Below are 19,960 nucleotides of genomic sequence, written 5' to 3' on the forward strand. Positions count from 1 at the left end.
GTGGGTTCCGGCTTTACGCCCCCGCGACCGATGAGCATCCGGCGCGCGATCAGGTCATCAGCCTTCTGGACAAGCAGCGAGAGGACGCACCTTATCCCGAAGAGCTGGCGGTTCTCGTACAACTCATCGCGCTCGAATCCGGGCAGGAGCTGGCATGTAGCTTGATCAACGGCACGCTCCAGGCTTCCTGTCATGGTGGTGGAAGGCGATTGTGGACGTTCAGCGCGTCCGGGGAACAGGCATCGAGGCGCTTGCGGCTCAGCTGGGACCTGCCGGACTCGCACTCATACACCCGCGTGGTCGATGCGCAGGGCCGTATGTTCGAAGGTCTGCATCCGTTGCTACAGCGACTGTTCGGGGACGGTCGCATCGACGGACTGCTGGCGGGATACGGAAAACTGGCCCTGGCGGCGGCGTTCGAGGCTGACACGATCGAAATCGGCTGCGCGGATACCGATAACGCGCTGCGCGGCCTCGAAGACGCGGCATTGGACGTGCGATTCGACCTTCCACATGGCGCCTCGGCAGCCACCAGGATGCGATTCGTCGCCCGGCGTGCCGTTCCCATCCCGAGTCTGCACACCTGGCTGACCGAGGTTGCCTCCGGGCTCGAGGGCACTGTGCCTCGTGCCCTGAGCATGCTGAACACACTGCTCGAGCGACACCATCCGCTGTCGGTGACCGTCGATTCATCGGTGGTCGAGGGACGGCGGGCGATGCGGGTGCATATCGAACGTCGCCGAGCCTCGTTCACCGCCGCGGACCGAGAATGGATCCTTCGCCACGCGGACGGTTTCGAATCGGGCCAGCGGCCCGACGACGATGGAACCGTAATCGAATGGGTCACAGCCGCATTCGTCACCGATGACGAGTCCGGTGATGCGCCGGTGGACGCAATCGGATCTGCCGTGATGCCGGAGGACGGAGCCGCCGCGGCCACGTCCTCCGCCACGACGGCAGATCCCCACGCCGACGACGAAGGTGGCGAGGCGCTCGCGTCATCTGGACCGGGCGACCGAGGTGTAGGGGCGGGCGAGAGGTCCGGCGAGTCGGATCCCGGTGGCGACAGGGAGGTGCCGAGCGGCTTCGGCGCCGACGTCCGTCCCGAGGACGAGGCGTTCGGAGGGGCGCTGCGGAACTTGCTGGCAGGCGGCCCGCGGCGACCGGCCCCCTCCCGCAAGCTGATGCGCGGCGGTCGCCATGCCGGTTGGTCATCGACCGGTGGCGACGGGAATGACGCCGAACGGGGCGTTCCCGAGGACGGTGCGAACTCGGTTCCGGGCAATGCAGACGAGGGCAGCGGCCGCGGGTCCGGGACCGACCAGGAACGCGGTCCGATCACCATTGACCGGTCGGACTGTGTTTCCGATGACGAGTTCGTCGCCGAGGTAACGCGGCATGTTCCGGATGCTGCGATCGCGGAGATCGTTGCGGCCACGGTGCGGCGAGGGTTGCCCGACACCCCCGATGGATTCCGGGTGCAGATCAATGCCACCGGCGACCAGGTGAGAGGATTTGCTGAGGAGTCCGAGGAATGGTGGTTCACGGTGACCACCCCAGCCCTCGATCGCATCAAGATCGAGGTGTCGGTAGCCGAGCACGACGTCGACCTCTTCTACAACACCGCCGACCGTGTTGGTGACATCGCTGAGCGCATGGTGAGCGGGCAGGGCGCACTGGCCCGCCGCTGCGTCGAGGTGCACGAATCCACCTGCGCCAACGGCGATGTGACGATCACCGTGGATATCAACGGCGCTCCGGGTACCCGGACGGTCACCGCCGCAATCAACGGTGAGAAAGTAGGAAAGGGGTGGGAGACCGGTGCGCGGTGGATCAGCGATCGCGGTGATGACGCTGCCGGCCTCGCCTGGACTGCGGCCACCGCAACGAAGCGGCTCTCCGATGCGTTGCGAATCAAAATGACGTCACGGTTCGAGGACGTTCGCCGGCCGATCACGGAGTTGGTCGGAAATGCGCTGCAGGCTGTCGATGGAGGACGTTTCGTCATCGATCATCAGGACGTCGGTCCGGCGCCCTCGTTCACCATCTCCCTGGACGATCGCGACAGCCCGTGGCTTGCTGTCACCGCTGAGGGCGCCAACCGTGTCGACCGGATGCTGCGTGTGACATGCCGTTCGACCATGCCGGGCCACGCCGTGATCAATCCGGTGCACGCCATGCTGGACTATCTTGCCTGGACGCGCCATCTGGACCGCAGTGATGTCGAGCGGGTGAAAGACACCATGACCAGGCGTCATGCCGCCGGCCGGGACGTGCGTCTGACGGTGGACTTCGCCCAGCGCAAGGTCGAGGTCGAGGAGTCTGGTGACATCACACCGCCGGGTCACTCCCTTGGGCACTGGCCGGAGGCTCATGGCGAGGGACCGGACTGGCCGTGGCAGCCGCATCCAGATGGTTCTTCCCGTCCGGCGGGGTCCGACCCGGTTGCATTCGGTGTGTATCTCGGTGACTTGGGAGTTCATGCGGAACTGCTGGACGGGAAAGAGGTCGATCTCGACAGGGCTCCTGATGGTTCTCGTACGGTTGCGGCGTTCCGGGTCGAGGACTTGGATGTCGAGTCGCTGAAGCAGAAGCTGAGGTTGCGGCGCTATACGGTCTCGCCGGGGCAGGATGGTCGCACGTATATCCGCGACGTATATATGAATTCGGCGTACGTGCTGCTCGACCGTTCGTCCTTGGGGCGAACCCCCGACGACGGTGGACACACCCCAGATGACGGTGCACCGCACGAACTTGCCGATGGCTACATTCGACTCGAGCAGGACGTCGACGGCAGCATTGTCTCGCGCGCTGCCGCGCTCGCGCAGGTGGACCGGCTGCTGGACGGCCTGGCGGCGCCGGCGACCCGCATCCGGGCTGTCGTGGAGGCGGCGCTGACTCGTAATGGGCTGCTGCGGATTTCAGGCCGCCGGGTGGGCGGTGGTGTCGTCATCTCGATCGCGGACGCCGAGGGAAGTGATTACTGGGTAACCTGTGTCGCGGGCGAGCCGATCGGGGGCGCTGTGCGTGCCGATGTGCGTGTATCCCGTCAGGTCGAGGACAGGTCGGTGATAGCGGATCGCATCAGCGATGCATTGGTACCTGCGGACCGGGGCGTCGATATCGCCGCAACCCACGCCCACGCCGCACGGCTGTTGGCGGACTTCAGTGCTGTCACCTTCACAGCTGCGGATCGCGAGGGTGTGCCTACGCTGGTGGTCGGTCGTCCCGGTGGCGGCCGCACGGTCGACTTTGTCGGAAGCCGACCGTTGCTTGCTGATCCGGTCGATACAGAGGTCGAGATCGGAGTGGTCTCGCCGGATGGTCAGCGAGGCGTCACCTCGTCTACCAATGACGCACAAGCGCCCAATGGGCCGTCGGAGAATCGCGGTGGTTTCGGTGCGGATCCTCGCCATGAGGCGCTAGGGGGTAAGGCGGTTCTGCACGAGGTGTTGGGGGGAGGCCCGCGGAAGGTGCCGCCGTTCGGACTGGGGATGCGGGGAGGACCCCATCCGAGTCCATCCCGGCGTGGTGGAGACGACAGTGTACCGCACGAACTTGCCGATGGATCCGGCCCGTTCGCGGAGGAGAGAACTGAGGAGCCAGCGGCGGCGGAGGTGCGTGAGCAGACTCCCGAACTCGATATAGAGGAAATGGTGCTGCGTCGCCTTGTGGATCTGTTGCCTCCCAGACATGCGGCGGTCGCGGCAAGACGATTCCTGGTGGGGGAGTCGGTCGAGCAGATCGCGGCGGTATTGAAACTCTCGGTCGCTGAAGTACAGGAACGTGTGCGTGTCGCGGCGCGGCAACTGGAACTCATGCACACCGCGGACCGGGTGATGCCGCCCGGGATGCAGCGCGCCGTCCTGTTGAGGGTGGTCGCGGCCATGTCGGCGGACGACGATGGCGCCCGGACTGTTATCGAGATGATCGATGGCGCGCTACAGGTGGACTGCGCCGATGGCGATACTCGTTCGTGGCGTGTGGTGGGGAAGCCGCGGCAGCCGGACGCGTGGCTCGGCATCGAGTTGGGGGAAGGGTTGACCCCTTCGCGGCGGAAAGAACTGGGCGACAGGCTGATGGACGGTCTGCGGCGGGTCTTCGATGACCTCCCGCAGACGGCCAAGGGGTGGATGCGGAAGATACTGACGGCGGTGGGACCCGCCGAGCCTGTGCGGGTCGAAGTCTCGGGTCGGCCGCACCAGCAGTTGGTGACCGTTCGTGCGGTGGAATCGGGCTCGGATAATGCGATCCGGCTCGAGTGCAACCCGGGTAGTGGCCGGGTCGAACTCGAAGCGACGGTGGGTGACGGGGTCGCCGTCGAAGACATGGTGGCGCTGATCCAGTCGGTGGTGGCTCACGCGATTGGCCATCGTGCGGTATCAGCTGTGGCGCAATGGTTGTCGGCGGCGCTGTCGGATGGTTCGCGGGTGAAAGTTGCGGTGTCCGAGAGCAACAAGGTGATGGTCGAGCTGTTCGACCACTGGCAGCCCGGAAACCCGGACTGGAGGTCGTGGCACACGCTGACGGTGTCGCGCGGCCGGTGGCACGCCGGGTGGAATTCCACTCGCAGCGTCGACAGCGACCGGATTCGTGGTGTCGCCCATCGCCAGCTGACTGGCATAGGGATTGACGAATGGCACGGCGGCGCCGCCTTGGACGACCTCGACAATCCGGAGAATCTGTTCCGGAAGCTGTTCGATGATGAGGCGGCGAGTGGTCGTCCTGTCACGGCGGTTCTGGAATTCGGAGACCTCGGCACAGCGACGGTGGGCGTGGCCGGCAGCGATGTCCGGATCGAGTGCCGTGAGCCGCGTACCTCGCTGGTCGAACAAATACTCGAGGATATCGACGCGACGAAGGAGTCGTTGCTCGACGCTCAGCGGATGCTGGACGGGGCCACCGAGGCGCAGGGTCACAGCACACTGCAAGAGATCGCGGCAGCTATTCGCAACCGCCGCACGGAACTTGGTGATATTCGCCACCGCCGTGAGGAACTTGCCGACCCGTCGATCGATCGTGACGAGGAGGTTCTTCTCGAGGCGCGGATCGAGCTGCTCGATCGCCGCTGGCAGCACGAATTCGCGGTAACTGTGGACAGCTCGGCATCTGATCTCGACGACTTCGATGCCTGGGTCGCAGCGGAACTCGAGATCTTGATCGAGGCACTGGAGATCGATGATCCCGACCGACTCAGCGGTGAGTATCTACCCAGGGTCCGACATTCCGAGGTGCGCGCGATCCTCGAGCTGCGGCGATTGGGACTCACCGTTGCCCAGCTGAATGCGGAAGTCCTCACGCTCTATCTCGATGTGGAGAGGCTGGACAACGAACCCGCGATCAAGGCCGTCGCCGAGCGGCTGGGCGTGGAATGGACACGCTACCGAGACCGGGCCACCGGCTGGTATGGGTGGAACCGACGTGCCAGGCAGGATCGGGCTCCGGAGGATGTCACCGACTTCGATCCCGAGATGGAGGCGTTGCTGGACCGCATCGCGGACGCGACCGAGGACGGTGCGGAGTGGCGGATCGATGCCATCGACAGGGACAAGGTCCCGGATCTGGTGAAGTACGTGACCCGCAGGCAGGAATTGCGGAAATCCCAACTGGAAGGCATCTTCTCGAGCAACACCTATTCCGACGGACCCCAGAACAAGCGGTATCAGGCCCGGCGCAAGTGCGAGGACTTCTTCACGAACGAGGACCGACGCGAAGAGATCGTCGGCAGCATCGCCAGAGAGATCGGGGTAGCCGGGGCAGAGTCGCGACTTGTCGCCGACATCTACGAACGGATCGTTCACGAGACCGAGCGGCTCGCAGTCGACGTGGCGAATTGTTTCGACGCCGATGCCGAGCTGGACAGTGAAGGCACGGTGCGAGATACCGTCCGGGACAGGTTTGTCGACTTGTGTGCGCAGGGGATCGCCGCCGCGGCCGCACCGGGAGACCGGTCGATGATTTCTACACAGGACGTCGCGAATTATCTTGCCGACGAGGACATCGATGTCGAGAAGCTGATCGGCCGGGCTATCGCCCGGACCAGTACTGAGTACCTGCGAGGTGTCGAAGACTGGGAGATCGAGGGGGACGTCGAATGGTCGGTGGATAAAGCTGAAGATATCAGGGAGGGCGCGGAGACTCGGTGTGCCGGCACCCTGGACACGGCGATCTGGGCCGAGCAGGAGAAACTCGCGCAAGTCGAGTCGCTGCTGACGGAACTCTTGGCTGGACCGAACGATGATTCGCCGTTGCCGGACGGCCTGGCATTCAGCGAGTCCGATATCGCATTTCTGACCGGCAACGGAATCGACGCGAACAACACCCCAATCGAAGATGTTGTCGACAAGCTGCTGAGTTTGTTCAAAATTTCGGTGGGTGATCCGATCGAGGAAGGCGACGACCCGTTCTACAAGTTCTTTGTCAATTTTGTGCTCGGCGCGCTGCGATCCGAGATCGAAGGTGTAGGACCCTATGCGTCGAAGGCGACCAGGAGGAGCGCGGACGGGACGCTGACCGCCCATGTCGAGGACGCCCCGCTCGATGAGATCGCGGGCGCGGCGATCGCTGCACTGCTGTACGAAGTGCTCGGCGGCGCGGCACATATCATCTTGCTGCTGGATAGATTTCATGAGCTGGAGCAACATGAATCCCTGGGCACGCGAGACGAGAACGGAAATCTCCGTCCGCTCACGAAATACCTGGTCAAGAGAACGAAGCGCGACAAGGCCACGAATGAGACGATCCGGCAGTTCATGCCGATCTCGGATGAGTATCCGATTCGATGGCACTTGAGCATGTCCAAACGTAAGGGAATCGACCCGCGGAATCTCGAAATCCTCGATGAAAGCGAGATTCCCATGATGGAATTCGTCGAATACCTCAAACGCATGGCACAGATCATGGACCCCGACCTGCTGTCCGTCTTCTATGCCTGTACTGACCCCGATTGTCCGAATCATCTCGCCTCGGATGATCGGTTCACCTCGGATGAGCCGGGCGTCTGTACATGTGGCGGTCGGCTGAGTTTCTTCGCGAGCTTCAAGGGCGAAGTCGTGGAAATTCTGGATCATATGGGTCGCGGAACGTGCGAAGGTCTCGATCTCGCGGCATATCACCGCGATGTACTCGCGCGGAACCGCAACAGCTTTACCTCGACATTGCTGATCCTCGGGAAATATATGGAGAAGCAGATGCGGCCCGTGGCGGCCGGTCAAGAGATCTTCGGTGTCAACTACAACCCCGTGACGTTCTCGCTCGATGCGACGGGTCTCGACGAACAGACCGCGGCGCGGCTGATCGTCCCGCTTGTCGAGATCGCGCTTCTGCGCAAGCTCAGGGTGACGCTCGAGCGGATCTCGATCGATGTCCGGAATCGGCTGCCCGAGTTGGTGCTCGAGCACGGGATCTCGGGGCCCGATGAAGAATTGGCGAAGGCACTGCAGGCACGGGAATCGTTGCTGGCGGCCATGGCACAGGACAATGAGTCGGCTCAGAAGGTGCAGAACAGGAGCAAGGAAGCGCGGAGAAAGGCCGCCGAAGCGAAGGCGGAGGCAGCCGCGGCGCGGCGGCGCGATCGGCAGGAGCCGGGGCCCGGCGGCCATGGACCTGAATCTGCCCCGCCCGAAACAGTCGAGGAGTCCGACGGCGCGAACGGCAACGGGGAGCCGGCGCAGGTCGAGGCGCAAGTGCGGGTAGGTGAGCCGGTGCAGGTGCACGCGGCATTGGAGGCGCTGAACTGGCGCAACCCCGAGGTGGTCGAGAATCTGATCGGGCTCGTGGTCGACGACAGTCCACACTTGGTCGGTAATGATCCGGTCGCCGCCACGGTGACTTTCGACGTTGATCCGGACACCCGCATGCTGACCGTCAGCATCGCCGGCCGTGGCGTCACGGGTGGGCGGACAGTCGAGGCGATGCGGTACCTGCCTGGCGGCGAGTGGGTATGGTCCGATGCGGACGACGACGGCTTGGCGCGGTGGCAGATCCCCGAGTCCGCGACATGGGAGCAGCCGCAGGAAATTCCGTTGTGGAACCCGGACGGTGGGTGGCATCCGCCGCCAGACGGGGACTACGAGCAGCCGCCGCTGGATGACGCCGTCGCATCGGCTGCCGCGACCTCCGCGCTCGGTGGTATCGACCCGCACGAGCCTTTCACTTCCGGCGCGTGGCGGTCGGCACAGGAGGTCGATGTCCCCGTCTCTGACATTGACGAGCCAGCGCTGCCGGAAAACATTTTCGGTCTCGGTGGACGTGGTGAGGTCTCGCTGGATGGCCAGCGAGGCGTCACCTCGTCCACCGATGACGCACAAGTGCCAACGGGGCTGTCGCCGAATCACGGTGGCTTCGGTACGGATCTTCGCCCTGTAGACGAGGCGCTCGGAGGTAGGGCGGTTCTGCACAGGATCTTGTCGGGAGGCCCGCGGATGATGCCGCCCTTCGGGCAGCGAATGCGGGGAGGCCGCCATCCGAGTGCACCCTGGCCTGGTGATGGACATGACAGTGCACCGCACGAACTAGCCGATGGATCGCGCCCGTTCGAGGAAGGGGGAACCGAGGAGCAGGCGCAGAGTGGATCGGTGTTCGGAGGCGATTCGGACGCCGAGTGGGATGCGGAGGCCGAACGCGAGTACTGGGCACAGTTCGCGGCAGACGCGAGTGGTCAGCATGATCCGGACAGGGCGGTGCTGGATCCGCCGGGTCAACCGGCACCCCGGCTCGACGACGTGGGTTCGTCGGAGACTGTCGGCGCACCGGAATCCTTTGCGGTACTCCCTGACCCGGATGGCGGTAGCCGGCTGCGGAATGTCATGTCCCGACGCGACGAGCTGGGTCGCGCGGTGCATCGTCCGGCGGCCGATGCTGTGGCTGAACTCGGGCTCGACATAGATCGGACCTTCGATCGGGAGGCCTTGGGGCCGGGGTGGGTTCAGAACACGGTAGCCGCGTTGCGGGCTGTGCTGGGTGATACTCGCACTGCTGAACTCGCCCGGCTGGCCGAGCAGTATGTAGCGGCCGACCGCGAGGTGCGCGAGCTGAACGATCGGCATGTGGCTGCGGGTCTGCCGTGGGTCGACACCGGACAGGCCGTCGATCGTCGCCGCGCGGTGGTGCGCGTGGATGGTGGTGCGCCGGTGGATGGTGCGGTCGCGCACGCGGTGACGGATGCGATGCCGCCCGGTAGTGATCCGCGGTGGGTGGACGTATTGCGCACAGCCACAGCGGAATTGGTCGCCGAGGCAGCAGCGCACAGCCGCGGCAAGATTGTGCTGGTGGTGGAACTGCACGATACGCGGGACCGGACGTATGTGAGAGTCGCGGTATTCGACACCCGCGGCGACCAGCCGTCTGTGCCCGGGGTCGCGCCGGTGGTCGGGGACGCGCATCACGGCTCGTTCGCCACCGTCGATGGCCGGGTGCGCTGGTTCGAGGTCGACGTCATCGCGCGGTCTCGAGCTCGGTCGCCCGAGTCGGCCGCGCGCCGCGAGGACGCGATAGAGATTCGCGATCCGTTCGACGCGATGACCGGCCGGTGGTTGAACAGCTGGTTGGATGCGGCCGGATGCACTGATGCCGCCGGGGAGAAGGCGCGTTCGACGGTGTACGACGCATTGCTCGAGCGTGGCGGGCGCGCGCTGCTGAACAGGGTCGCCGGATCCGGGGTGGAAGTCCGAGTTGAGGACGGCGATCACCTCTGGCTGACGCTGCACCTGTTCGGAGCCGATGCCCGGCGCCGTGTAGTGGAGGCGATGTGGGAGCTGCGCCAGGACAGTGCGGACCTGGAGTTCCTGGACCGCCACATCCGGTATCGGTTGCTGGCCGACTGGGCGAACCGCGACCAGATCAACGACGCGGTGGGCCGGGTGATGGTTGCCGTCATCGGTACACACGCCCCGGAAGTCAGCGTGCGCGCGACTATCACGGGCGCACCGGGCCGTCGCGTCGTCCGATTCACGGTGCTCGTCGACAGCGCCGCGTGGTACTGGTGCGAATATCACGAATCATCCACTGGCCGGAGTCCCTTCGCGCAATGGCCGGACAGTGGACCACCGCCCGCGCCTGACACCGACCCTGGCCCGAGCCGCCCCGGCCCGACAGAACCCGAAGCGCCGGTCGATACTGTCATCGGCGGTGCCGACTCGCCACCGGCGAGCATGCAAAACCTCGAACGACCCGGTTTCCGTGGCTTCGGTATCGCCGGGCTGCATGCGGAACCACCTGCACCATCGTCCGGCGGCGGATCCGAGCATGCCGAGGACGATGCGGGTAGCAGTGTGCATGCCACCGTCTCCGAGCCGTCGAACCATCGCACTGAGAGTGACGACTTGAACCGGCGGGCACGACGGGTGCGGCGGTTTGCGGATGCGCAGGGACATACCGCGCCACCGCGATTCGGGATAGGTGCACCGCCGCGAAATGAGCGAGCGCATGCCGCCGGTGATCCCGGTGCGGGTTCGGACGGTTCGACGCCGCGCCCAGACGATGGCGAGGCATCCCCGGCGTCCGGTGCGGGTGGTGCGCGATCGGTCGAATGGTTGCGCCAGCGCTACGGCCGGGAGGTGAATAGCCTGGTCGAGGCCGAATTGGGTTTCGGCCGCGCGGCGCAGGAAACCATCCGGGACATTTTCGACCGAGCCGAGACCGGTCTCGGCAAACTGGGTGATCGCGACGCCGGGCAGTGGCTGTTCCGGGAGATCGCGCCGTTCGTGATCGAGGCCAATGTGCGGGCCGTGGATTTCGGGCGGTGGGTCGCGGACAACTACCGATTGGACCACCTCGGTCTCGAGACCGGGACGGCGCGGGAATGGGCTCGAGCATTGGCAGGGCTCGAACCAGCGGAACGCGAACTGGTGCAACGGTTGTTCTGGCAGCGTGAACGGCTCGTTGCGGGGATGCCTATCCTGGCGATGCTGGCCGATCGGCTGCGGGAGGCATGCTTCTCGGCGAATGCCGCGTGGTTGCCCGGTAGTCTGGCCGAATTGTTCGACGCCGCCGTGGCCGAGCGTGCCGCGCATCGCCGGATACTCGATGACATCGCGTCCCGGAGTTCGCGCCGAACTGGTTGGGCAGCACATGATTTGGAGCGCCTGCGGCGAGCGCACGAAGCGGATCTGCACCAGGTCGATATCCGCGTCAAGGGGCTGGCGCGGTTGGCGGCCCAGGCGCGATCCAGCGCGGATCTGACCGCGCGAATCTCCGCTGTGGTGAACGGTGGCACCGAGCAGCTGTCGCTGGACGTCGGCACCAGAACCGACTGGGTGCAACGGGTCCGCGCGCTTGCGGCGACCGTTCCGGCAAATACGCTTGTTGCACAAAGTCTATTGCGCGTTTTGGCGGTTGATGACCGGGCTCGCCGGGTCGCGGAGCTGGCCGCCGGGCGCCGGACTGCCGACGAAGAGCGGTTGTGGGCGGGCTACTGGATGGCTCACTTCGCCGACCGTGCCGGGGTAGACCTCGCGGAACTCGGCACGGCATGGAACCGCGTGGATCGGTTGCGCGACATACGCGTTGCAGCCGCGCATCACTTGTCTGGCTGGCTCGGTATTCCCATGGCGGACCTGAACCGAGACCGGCTGGAAGCCGAGCGTGCCCGAGCCACGGAACAGATCGACCGGCTGCTCGCGATCGACGACATGCTGGAAGCGGCTGTTTCGGTCCGCGACCGCACGGAGGAAGTACACCGTCTGGACCAGATCATCGATGCGATCCTCGCGCGGGAGGAGACCGGTGCGGATCTCGATGATCCGATCCAGGCAGGTACCTCAAATACACTTGAAGCACGGCACGATTCGCCAGCAATTACCCGGGATGACCTGGACGAGAGGCCGGGGAATGATGATCCGCATCACGGTGGCGACTCGGGTTCGGAAACGACGCTTCGTGTCGACACGCTGATCGTCAACGGTGTGCTGATCGACGGTACGGGGAGCGGTCGCATCGAAGGCGGCATTGCGCTTGCCGACGGGAAAATCGCTGCGGTGGGGGATGTTTCGGGCTTCACGGCGGACACCGTGATCGATGCCAAGGGGAAGGTCGTTTCGCCCGGTTTCATCGACACCCATACCCACGCCGACCGGGCGCTGTTCGGCACGATGCTGGCCGCGATCAGCCAAGGTATCACCAGCGTGGTCGCCGGAAACTGCGGCATCAGCTCCGCGCCGCGCGGCATCGACGGGTGGCCGCCCAGCCCGGTCGACCTGATCGGCAAAGGGAGGGAGGACTTCTTTTCCTCCACCGACGGCGCGGTCACCGCTTTCACCGATATGCCGCCGACGGTCAACGCGGCCCTCCTGGTCGGCCACACCATGCTGCGCATCGCGATGATGGGCGGTGACCACCAGCGCCCGGCGACCGCTGGTGAAATCGAGGAAATGTGCGCCCTCCTGCGGCTCGCGCTGGAGGCCGGTTACGTCGGTATGAGCACGGGCACCTTCTATCCACCCGCCGCCGACGCACCCACCGAGGAGATCATCGCCCTCGCCCACGTGCTGGCCGAATACGACGCCATCTACGCCACGCACATGCGTGAGGACGCGGGCAGCGACGCCGACCTGGAGGAAACCTTCCGCATCCTGCGCGAGACCGGCGTCCGGGGGATGATCTCGCATCTGAAGTTCCCCGGCGAGCAGAACCACGGCGGCGCCGCCGCCGCTCTGGCGAAGATCGACGCGGCGCGCAGGCCGCGCGCCGAAGGGGGACAAGGGCTGCGGGTCTGGGTCGACGCCTATCCGTACGAGGCCGGTTCGACGATGCTGGACATGGCCTCGGTGCGTGAATCGAGCAAGGTTCTGGTGGCCTGGTCGGCGCCCCACCCCGAGGCGGCCGGGCGCTACCTGACCGAGATTGCTGCCGAGTGGAGCGAACGCGAAGGCCGCGAGATCGGCATCGAGGAAGTGGTGGAGCGACTGCGGCCCGCGGGTGGCGTCTTCTTCATGATGGACCCGGCGGACGTGTGGGAGGTCCTCCGCGACCGGAACTCCATGCCCGGCTCGGACGGGCTGCCGCACGACGAACATCCGCATCCTCGGCTGTACGGCGCAATCACCCGATTCCTGCGCTGGGTGCGCGAAGAACGGCAGCTGTCGCTCGAAGAAGCGATCCGCAAGATGACCAGCCTGCCCGCCGAGGTCTTCGGCCTCACCGACCGCGGAGTCCTCGCGGTCGGCAAGAGCGCTGACCTGGTGATCTTCGATCCCGAAACAGCCACCGACAACGCCACTTACGAAGAACCGACCAAAGTGTCGACCGGAATCGACCTGGTGATGGTGAACGGCACCGTCGTGTGGCGCGACGGCCTCCAAACCAGCGCACATCCCGGGCGGGTACTGCGGCGCGGGGAAGCGAGCGCAGGAGCCGACGATGCGGATGCGCACATCGACGGCAGCGTGGATGTCACACCTTCGGCCGCGGGTACCGATCGCGCTGCGGGCGCCGGTGCGGATCGTGCGCAGGGCGCTGGGGCCGATCATGGCGGCGAAGCCATCGATAGCGCACCGAGGGCTGGCTATGACTCGGTCGCAGCGTCTTTCGGGCCTTTGGCTTCGGGTGCGATCGGCTCGGTTGTGGCGGGTCCCACCACCGCGACTCGGGATGGTCAGACGTCCGCCGAACGGCAGTCGGCAGAGGGTAAGGAGGGTTCCGGCTTCCGAATGCCGTCCGAATCAAGTGCCGGGCAGCATGATTCGTCGAAAACCGCCGCGGTTGGTATGGAATCGGGCGAGTTGCCGGATACGGATGCATCGCAGGACGGCGGTATCGGCTCGGCACCTGGACAGCCTCTGCCCGGCCGGTGGCTGGATGGTTCAACAGAGGGTGGTTGGAGTGGGGGAGAACATTCGCAGGCGCCGGCCGACGAGCCGGAGGCGGGCGAAGGTTTCGGTGCGGATCTTCGCCCTGCGGACGAGCTGCTCGGGGGTAAGGCGGTTTTGCACAAGGTATTGGGGGGAGGCCCGCGGATGAAGCTGCCCTTCGGGCAGCGGATGCGGGGAGGTCCCCATCCGGGTTCATCCCGGCCTGGTGGTGGAGACGAACTTGCTGATGGCTCCAGCCCGTTCGTGGAGGGGGGAACCGAGGAGCCTGCGCCGACCACCGGTCGGTTCGAGCAGGAGGCCGACGACGCAACCGGGCCGTCCGTGTCGTCCCGTCCGGATGGTCATCGCCAGCGGCCCGACGCTCCCGCTCTGCCCGGTGACGCGGACTCCGAGGTGCCGAATGCGTTCGCGCCCAGCGCCGTTTCGGCGCTATCGATCCGTGCGCAGGTGCAGCGGACCGGGAACGCGTTGCACGGCTGGGAGGTCGACGGCGATGTCGTCGACACCATAACGGGTATCGTCCGGGACGCGCTGGTCGATCCGATGGAGCCGGATTCTGACGCCATTGCTATCGGCAACAACGGTGCACCGATGGCGACCGTGACGTCGCGCCGCGACGACGACGGCGTGCATGTCGTCGTGACGATGATGCAGGGCGTCTCTTACGAGCTCACCTTTGACGGTGCGGAATTGACCTACACCGCCGTGCATGGCGAAGCCGGTTTCGTAGAAATCGACAATGTGCTGCGGGTACACGTGGCTCGGTTGCTGAGACACATCGGCGCGCCCGCCGGCGATCCGCTCTTTCTGGTGGGTCAGCTGCACGAGGCCGTCACGTTCACGGTTCGCGGCGCGCCGCCGTGGCGGGTGTTGGAGGGCGAGAAGGGACCGGTCGGCGCGGACGGTCACGCGCACGGCAGGGCGACCAGGCAGGCCTACGAATCATCCACGCCCACCGCGGATATGCCATTGCGGGTTATCCCGACGGCCGACAGTCGGTTCGGCGTCGGAGTGGTCGACGGCCGCCTGGTTGTGGCGGGCGAGGTCCGGGCCTCGGTCGACGATATGGTTGCGTTCCTCACCGGCCTGCTGCGGATCGACCACGACCTGCGGCGTGAGCTGGGTGACGGTATGGACGTCGACTTCCGTCGCTGGACCCACCTCGGCAACGAGTTCGGCGGCCTGGGCATCGGCCGGGTCGAGATCGACGGCGACATGGCTCGGGTAACCCCGCCGGACGCGAGTTCGCCATTCGCCCCTGTGGCCGAGGAGTTATCCGCGAGGGATCCCGGTGCCTTCGGGTCGGGTGCACGGAAACTCGGTGGCGGGGACAGCAAAAATGGCTCGGGCAGTGATGGTTCCGGCGACCTGGTTGCGCAGTCGGCGGCGGTTGCGGAGGCCGCGCAGGCGGTGGCGCAGACGCAGGTGCGGTGGACGGCGGCCGTGGCAGCTGCCGAGGCGGCGGGTGTGCCGGTCGCGGGGAGCTTGGCGGTGTCGGAGATGGCCGAGCTGCGTGCCGCCGCCGACGGCCAGTTCGTCGAGTTGTTCGCCGATCGGACGGAGGCCGTGCCCGCCGCGCAGGTGGGTGCTTTGCTGGATCGTATTGCGGCGCTGGGTGAGCTGATCGCCGCCGCCGACGCTTTGGAACTTGCTGACCAACGCCATCAAGGCTTGCTCCGCGGTGTGGCGGGGACTGCGGAGTCGTCGAGTCGCGAGTCTCTAAACGCCGACCGGCACGGGGCGCCGGCGCCTGGACAGGCGACAGGGCCGGGGGAATCCGAGTTTCGGCGGGCTGTCGACGCCGGCACGCGGGCGCTGGTCGCGGCGGGGGCGAGGTTCGTCTCGCCGAGCGCCGGGTTTGTCGGCGAGACGCTGGTGGTCGCCGTCTCGCCGGACGACGACCCGTCCGCCCGCGACGCCGCGGTGTTCGCGGCCCTTACACATCCGGCGGTCGAGGCGGGGGCCGACAAGCACGGAGTGTTGCGCATCGAGGTACGGGAGGTGAGCACCGAAGGGCCGGGCTTCGGTGCTGAGGTCCAGACCCGCGAGGCGGCGATGGCAAGGGGCATGCCGCTGGTCCGCGACGACGCTGACAGTCCATGGCGCGACACCGCCGACCGTGCGCTCAATCTGGAGCAGATGCGCGCGGCGTTCGCCGAACTCCGAGGCCGGGTGGTGCGCGCCTACTGTGATTCTTACGGCGTTGGCGTCGACGACCCATGGGCAGTGGCTCTGGCTGGCATGACTGAAGGACAGTGGTATGCCGCGCTGGATGAACTGGACCCGGCCGAACGGAACTTCCTGCGGATCGTCGCCGTCAATGGATCGACCGCTGCTGATCTCGGTCTTCATGAGATCGCGGCTGTCCGTTTCGCTGAGGGCGTGCGTGTCGCCGTAGGCGTGCTCGCCGCTGAGGTCGCCCCCGCTTCCCGCGACTGCGGTTGGCGGATGTTGTTGGTGACGCGGTTGCGTCTGGCCCGGCAGTTGGGTGTGCCGCCCGCGGATGTGTCGGTCGACGTCACTCCGCCGGACGCGGGCGGTCTGATGGGTTATCAGCTGGCGGAGCGACGTCGAAATGCTTGGTGGACAAGGTCTTTCGACTCGATGGCCGATGTGGTCAAGGCGCTGGAGGATGCGCCGCTGGGCACTCGGATGGAAGTCGCTATCGATTACGCCTCTCGTCGTGGTGCCGGCGCCTATCAGGTCGGTTCGCATGTGTTCGAGCTGAGAAAGGCCGCCGATGGCCGGATCATGATGCTGGAGACCACCAGGATCAGCCCCGTGGATATCGAGCGACTCGCCGCCGGCGAGGACGTCGACTCGAGCGGGTACGAAAGGGAGTATCAGCCGGGCGCGTCGTGGGTGGCTGAAGTGTCGCGGGCCACCGTCCGGGTCGACGACCGGGGTCTGGAACTCGCTGGTGGCTTCGAGCCCGGCCGGGAACGCGGCCCGCACTACGTCGTCGAAGGCACTGGTCGTTCGCTTCGTGGGCCCGGTGGCGGTACTCCGCTGACCGGCCGCAACCGCGCGAGGGACCACGGCCGACCCGAAAACTGCAGCACCGCAGCAAAGCTGGCCACCGAACAAGATCCGGCCACCTCCGGGGCACAGCGACCCTCCGCGACACCTAACCAGCGACCGATGCAATCGCGGGCGATCGCCGATGGCCACACCGGCGACGTCTCGCTCGTCCCACCCCTGGTGCGGGAAGCGTTGAGCGCGTGGATCGCGGCCACCGAGCAGCCGCCGCGGGCGGACGACATCGAGGAATGGCGGCGGGTGGCCGACCGGTTGCCGCGTGAATATCCGTCTCCGGGAGCCGTTGCGAGGGACCATGCCGCTCATGTCGAACGAGTGGCGCAGTGGTGGGTGTCGCTTACCGAGGAAGAGCGCGGTGCGCTGAAGGAATTCTGTCCGCGATCTGTGGGTAATGCCGACGGCATCTTCTACGACGTGCGTACTGCGGCAAATTTGGCTGTGATGAAGCAGGAACTCGCGGAGTTCCACGAACGCCGCACGCCACTGAGCAACTCCGACCGCGCCCGCTTTATCAGCATCCAGGCCGCGTGGAGCGCTGTGGCGGACGCGGTGGCTCGTTTCGGAGCGGACCTGGTACACGTCCTGGAGTACGACAGCACAGCATTCGGCGGTTCCGGACGTGCGGTTGTTGCGATAGGCAACCCCGCCACCGCCGATCGCATCGGCGTTGTTGTTCCCGGCGTGCTGACCGAGCTGAGGACGCTGCCGATCGACGTCAGACAAGCCGGAAACTTGTACGCGGAGGCCAAGCAGCTGGCTCCGGACGCCGAACTCGCGGTCATAGCGTGGGTCGGGTATGACACGCCGAGCGATTTTCCGCAGATGGTTCCCCAGATGGCGGGTACGGCAAAGGCGTTCGAGGGCGCGCCTCTGCTGGCGCGGCTACTACACGGCGTGGAGGCATTCCGCGCGTGGCAAGCCGGTCGGCCCGACGGACGGTCGGCACCGACGATTGCGCTGTACAACCACAGCTACGGGTCTGTACTCGGCGTTGTCACCGCGGTTGCGGGGGGCCTGCCCAACTCGGTGACGGATTTCGCGATTCTCGGCTCACCGGGTGTCCCGGTCGAGCACGCTTCGGACCTGGGTCTTCCTCCCGACCACGTGTTCGTGTTTGCGACCTCGGGCGATCCGGTTGTCGAATTGCCATCGGCAATACCGGTCCATGGAACCGACCCGGCCGCACAATCTTTCGGCGCGGTTCGGGTACGAGCCAACTCGCGGCGCGCCAGCGGTATCACCAAACACCGCAACTTCCACGAATATGAGCAGGACAACATGCCCTCCGAGTCGCTGCTCGGCAGTGCCATGATCCTGGTCGGCATACCGCCGATGGAGGAGGACCACCGCCCCGCAGTACCGAAGCCGACGCTGCTCCGGAAGATCGTGACCCCAACGCCCGACCCGGCGGCCGATCGGAAGCTCGACTTCTACCGCGGCGTTGCGGAATTGCCGGAAGAGTACTCCGATGTCCGATACGTGACAGCCGAGGAACGCAACTACCTGGACGCACTGCGGTTCGCGGCGGCGAACTCCACCGACACGACCGATTACTTCGATCCGGCTGCGGCAAGTGCCCGAATGCGCCGGTTTGCCGACCGCGACAGCGCTGCCGAGCGGCTTGCACGAATGCCGGCCGGAGCGGTGATCGCCGGTGTCGACGAACTTGCCGACGGCAGCCTCGAGTTCTGGGCGATGGCTGTTACGCGTAACGGACTTCGAGTCTACGATCCGGTGACCGGTATCGACTTGCCGTACACCCGAGGAGCCGCCTCAGGCGGGCGTACCAGCTACGGCACCGTGTACAGCCACGGAATCCCGGTGGCGGTCCCGGCAGACCGCGTCGCCCACCCAGCCCGCTGGGGTGCGCTGGTGCCCTCAGCTGGGCCTGCCGGGAATGGTGCACCGGCGGGTGTCGACGCTGAGCATGAAATTCCTGAGGCATGTTTGCCCGGGGCGGGCCTTTCCCCCGAGGAGCGCGCGGAACTTCTTCGTGCCCTCGATGATTCCGAAGGCGAGGCAGCCCAGGGCGGGGGTGACACGTTCCGTGGGCTGGTGTCGGGGTCGCTGGATGGCTGGCCCGAGGGCGTTGTCGAACTGGCGGGCACGCTGGTTCAGGAGCTTGTGGACAACGGTCTGCCGCACGGCGGAGGTGGGCAATTGGCATCCACCATCGCGGGTGAGCGGGGTGCTCAGCGGCTGGTGGTCCGGTTGACGACGACGGCACTGCGTGCGGATGGTCAGAATGCTGTGGTCAGGATGGTCGGGCAGGTGGCGGACAGGTCCGGCTGGTATCCCGTTGATACGGAGGAGAGTCCGGCCACCGTCGTGTGGTTCGAGTTGGATCGGCCCGAGTCCGATCCTCCGGGTGAGTCCGGCATCGACCCGGATGGTCCGAAACCGGACCCGTCGGACGATGGGTGGTCGCAGGGAACGGATCCTTCACAGGATGAAACCGACAACCCGGTGCTGGGCGAGGACGAGGACTACCTGCTGGCCGCCGCCGCGTTCGAGGAGAGGCATCCGGAGGAGCCTACCGATTTCGAACGAGCTCACGACGATGCGGTATCCGAGCTCGATTCGCCGAGCAGCGGCGCGGGTAGCGCGCCATCGCCACCCGAGACAGGGGAGAACGTTCGCTATCGGTGGGGTCTCGGCGGCGGTCCTTTCCGGCTGTGGATGTCCGATATCCCACGGGGGCGCTCGGGTACGGGCGACAGCGGCGAAGTCGAGCCGGAACCTCAGGACGCACACCCCGTGGTTGTTGAGGGGGCCACTGCCACGGGTTCAGCTGCCGACCCTCACCCCCGCGATTTACCGCATACGGACGACGGCCCGGTCGATCGATCGAGCCACGCCCCGCCTGCTGATGACTCTTCCGGTAACGGAAGCGCCGAGAACAGGACGGGGCCGGAAATTCCGGCCCCGGTCCTTGTGAAAGGCGCTGGTGCGGAGAGTCGCGGACGATCCCACGGCGACAACGGTAGCGCCGCCGACATCGCCGGTCGGGTGCGGGCGGCGGGGGAGACGCCGACAGGACCGGCTGACAGACCCGATCCGCAACCATCCGATCCCGTTCCTGACGACCACTACATTCGGCGCAACAGCCGTCG

1 protein-coding gene (cut by both window edges) is annotated in these 19,960 nt (G+C 66.1%); it reads left to right on the forward strand.

All 19,960 nt of this window come from inside a single coding sequence — locus tag ON34_RS32865, alpha/beta hydrolase, on the forward strand. Of the gene's 83,760 coding nucleotides, 46,933 precede the window and 16,867 follow it; the stretch shown corresponds to coding positions 46,934–66,893 — codons 15,645 (partial) to 22,298 (partial); the first codon wholly inside the window starts at position 3. Both codon boundaries (start and stop) fall beyond the window edges.

The organism is Nocardia pneumoniae NBRC 100136 (genome assembly GCF_000308755.1).
GTDB lineage: Bacteria > Actinomycetota > Actinomycetes > Mycobacteriales > Mycobacteriaceae > Nocardia > Nocardia pneumoniae.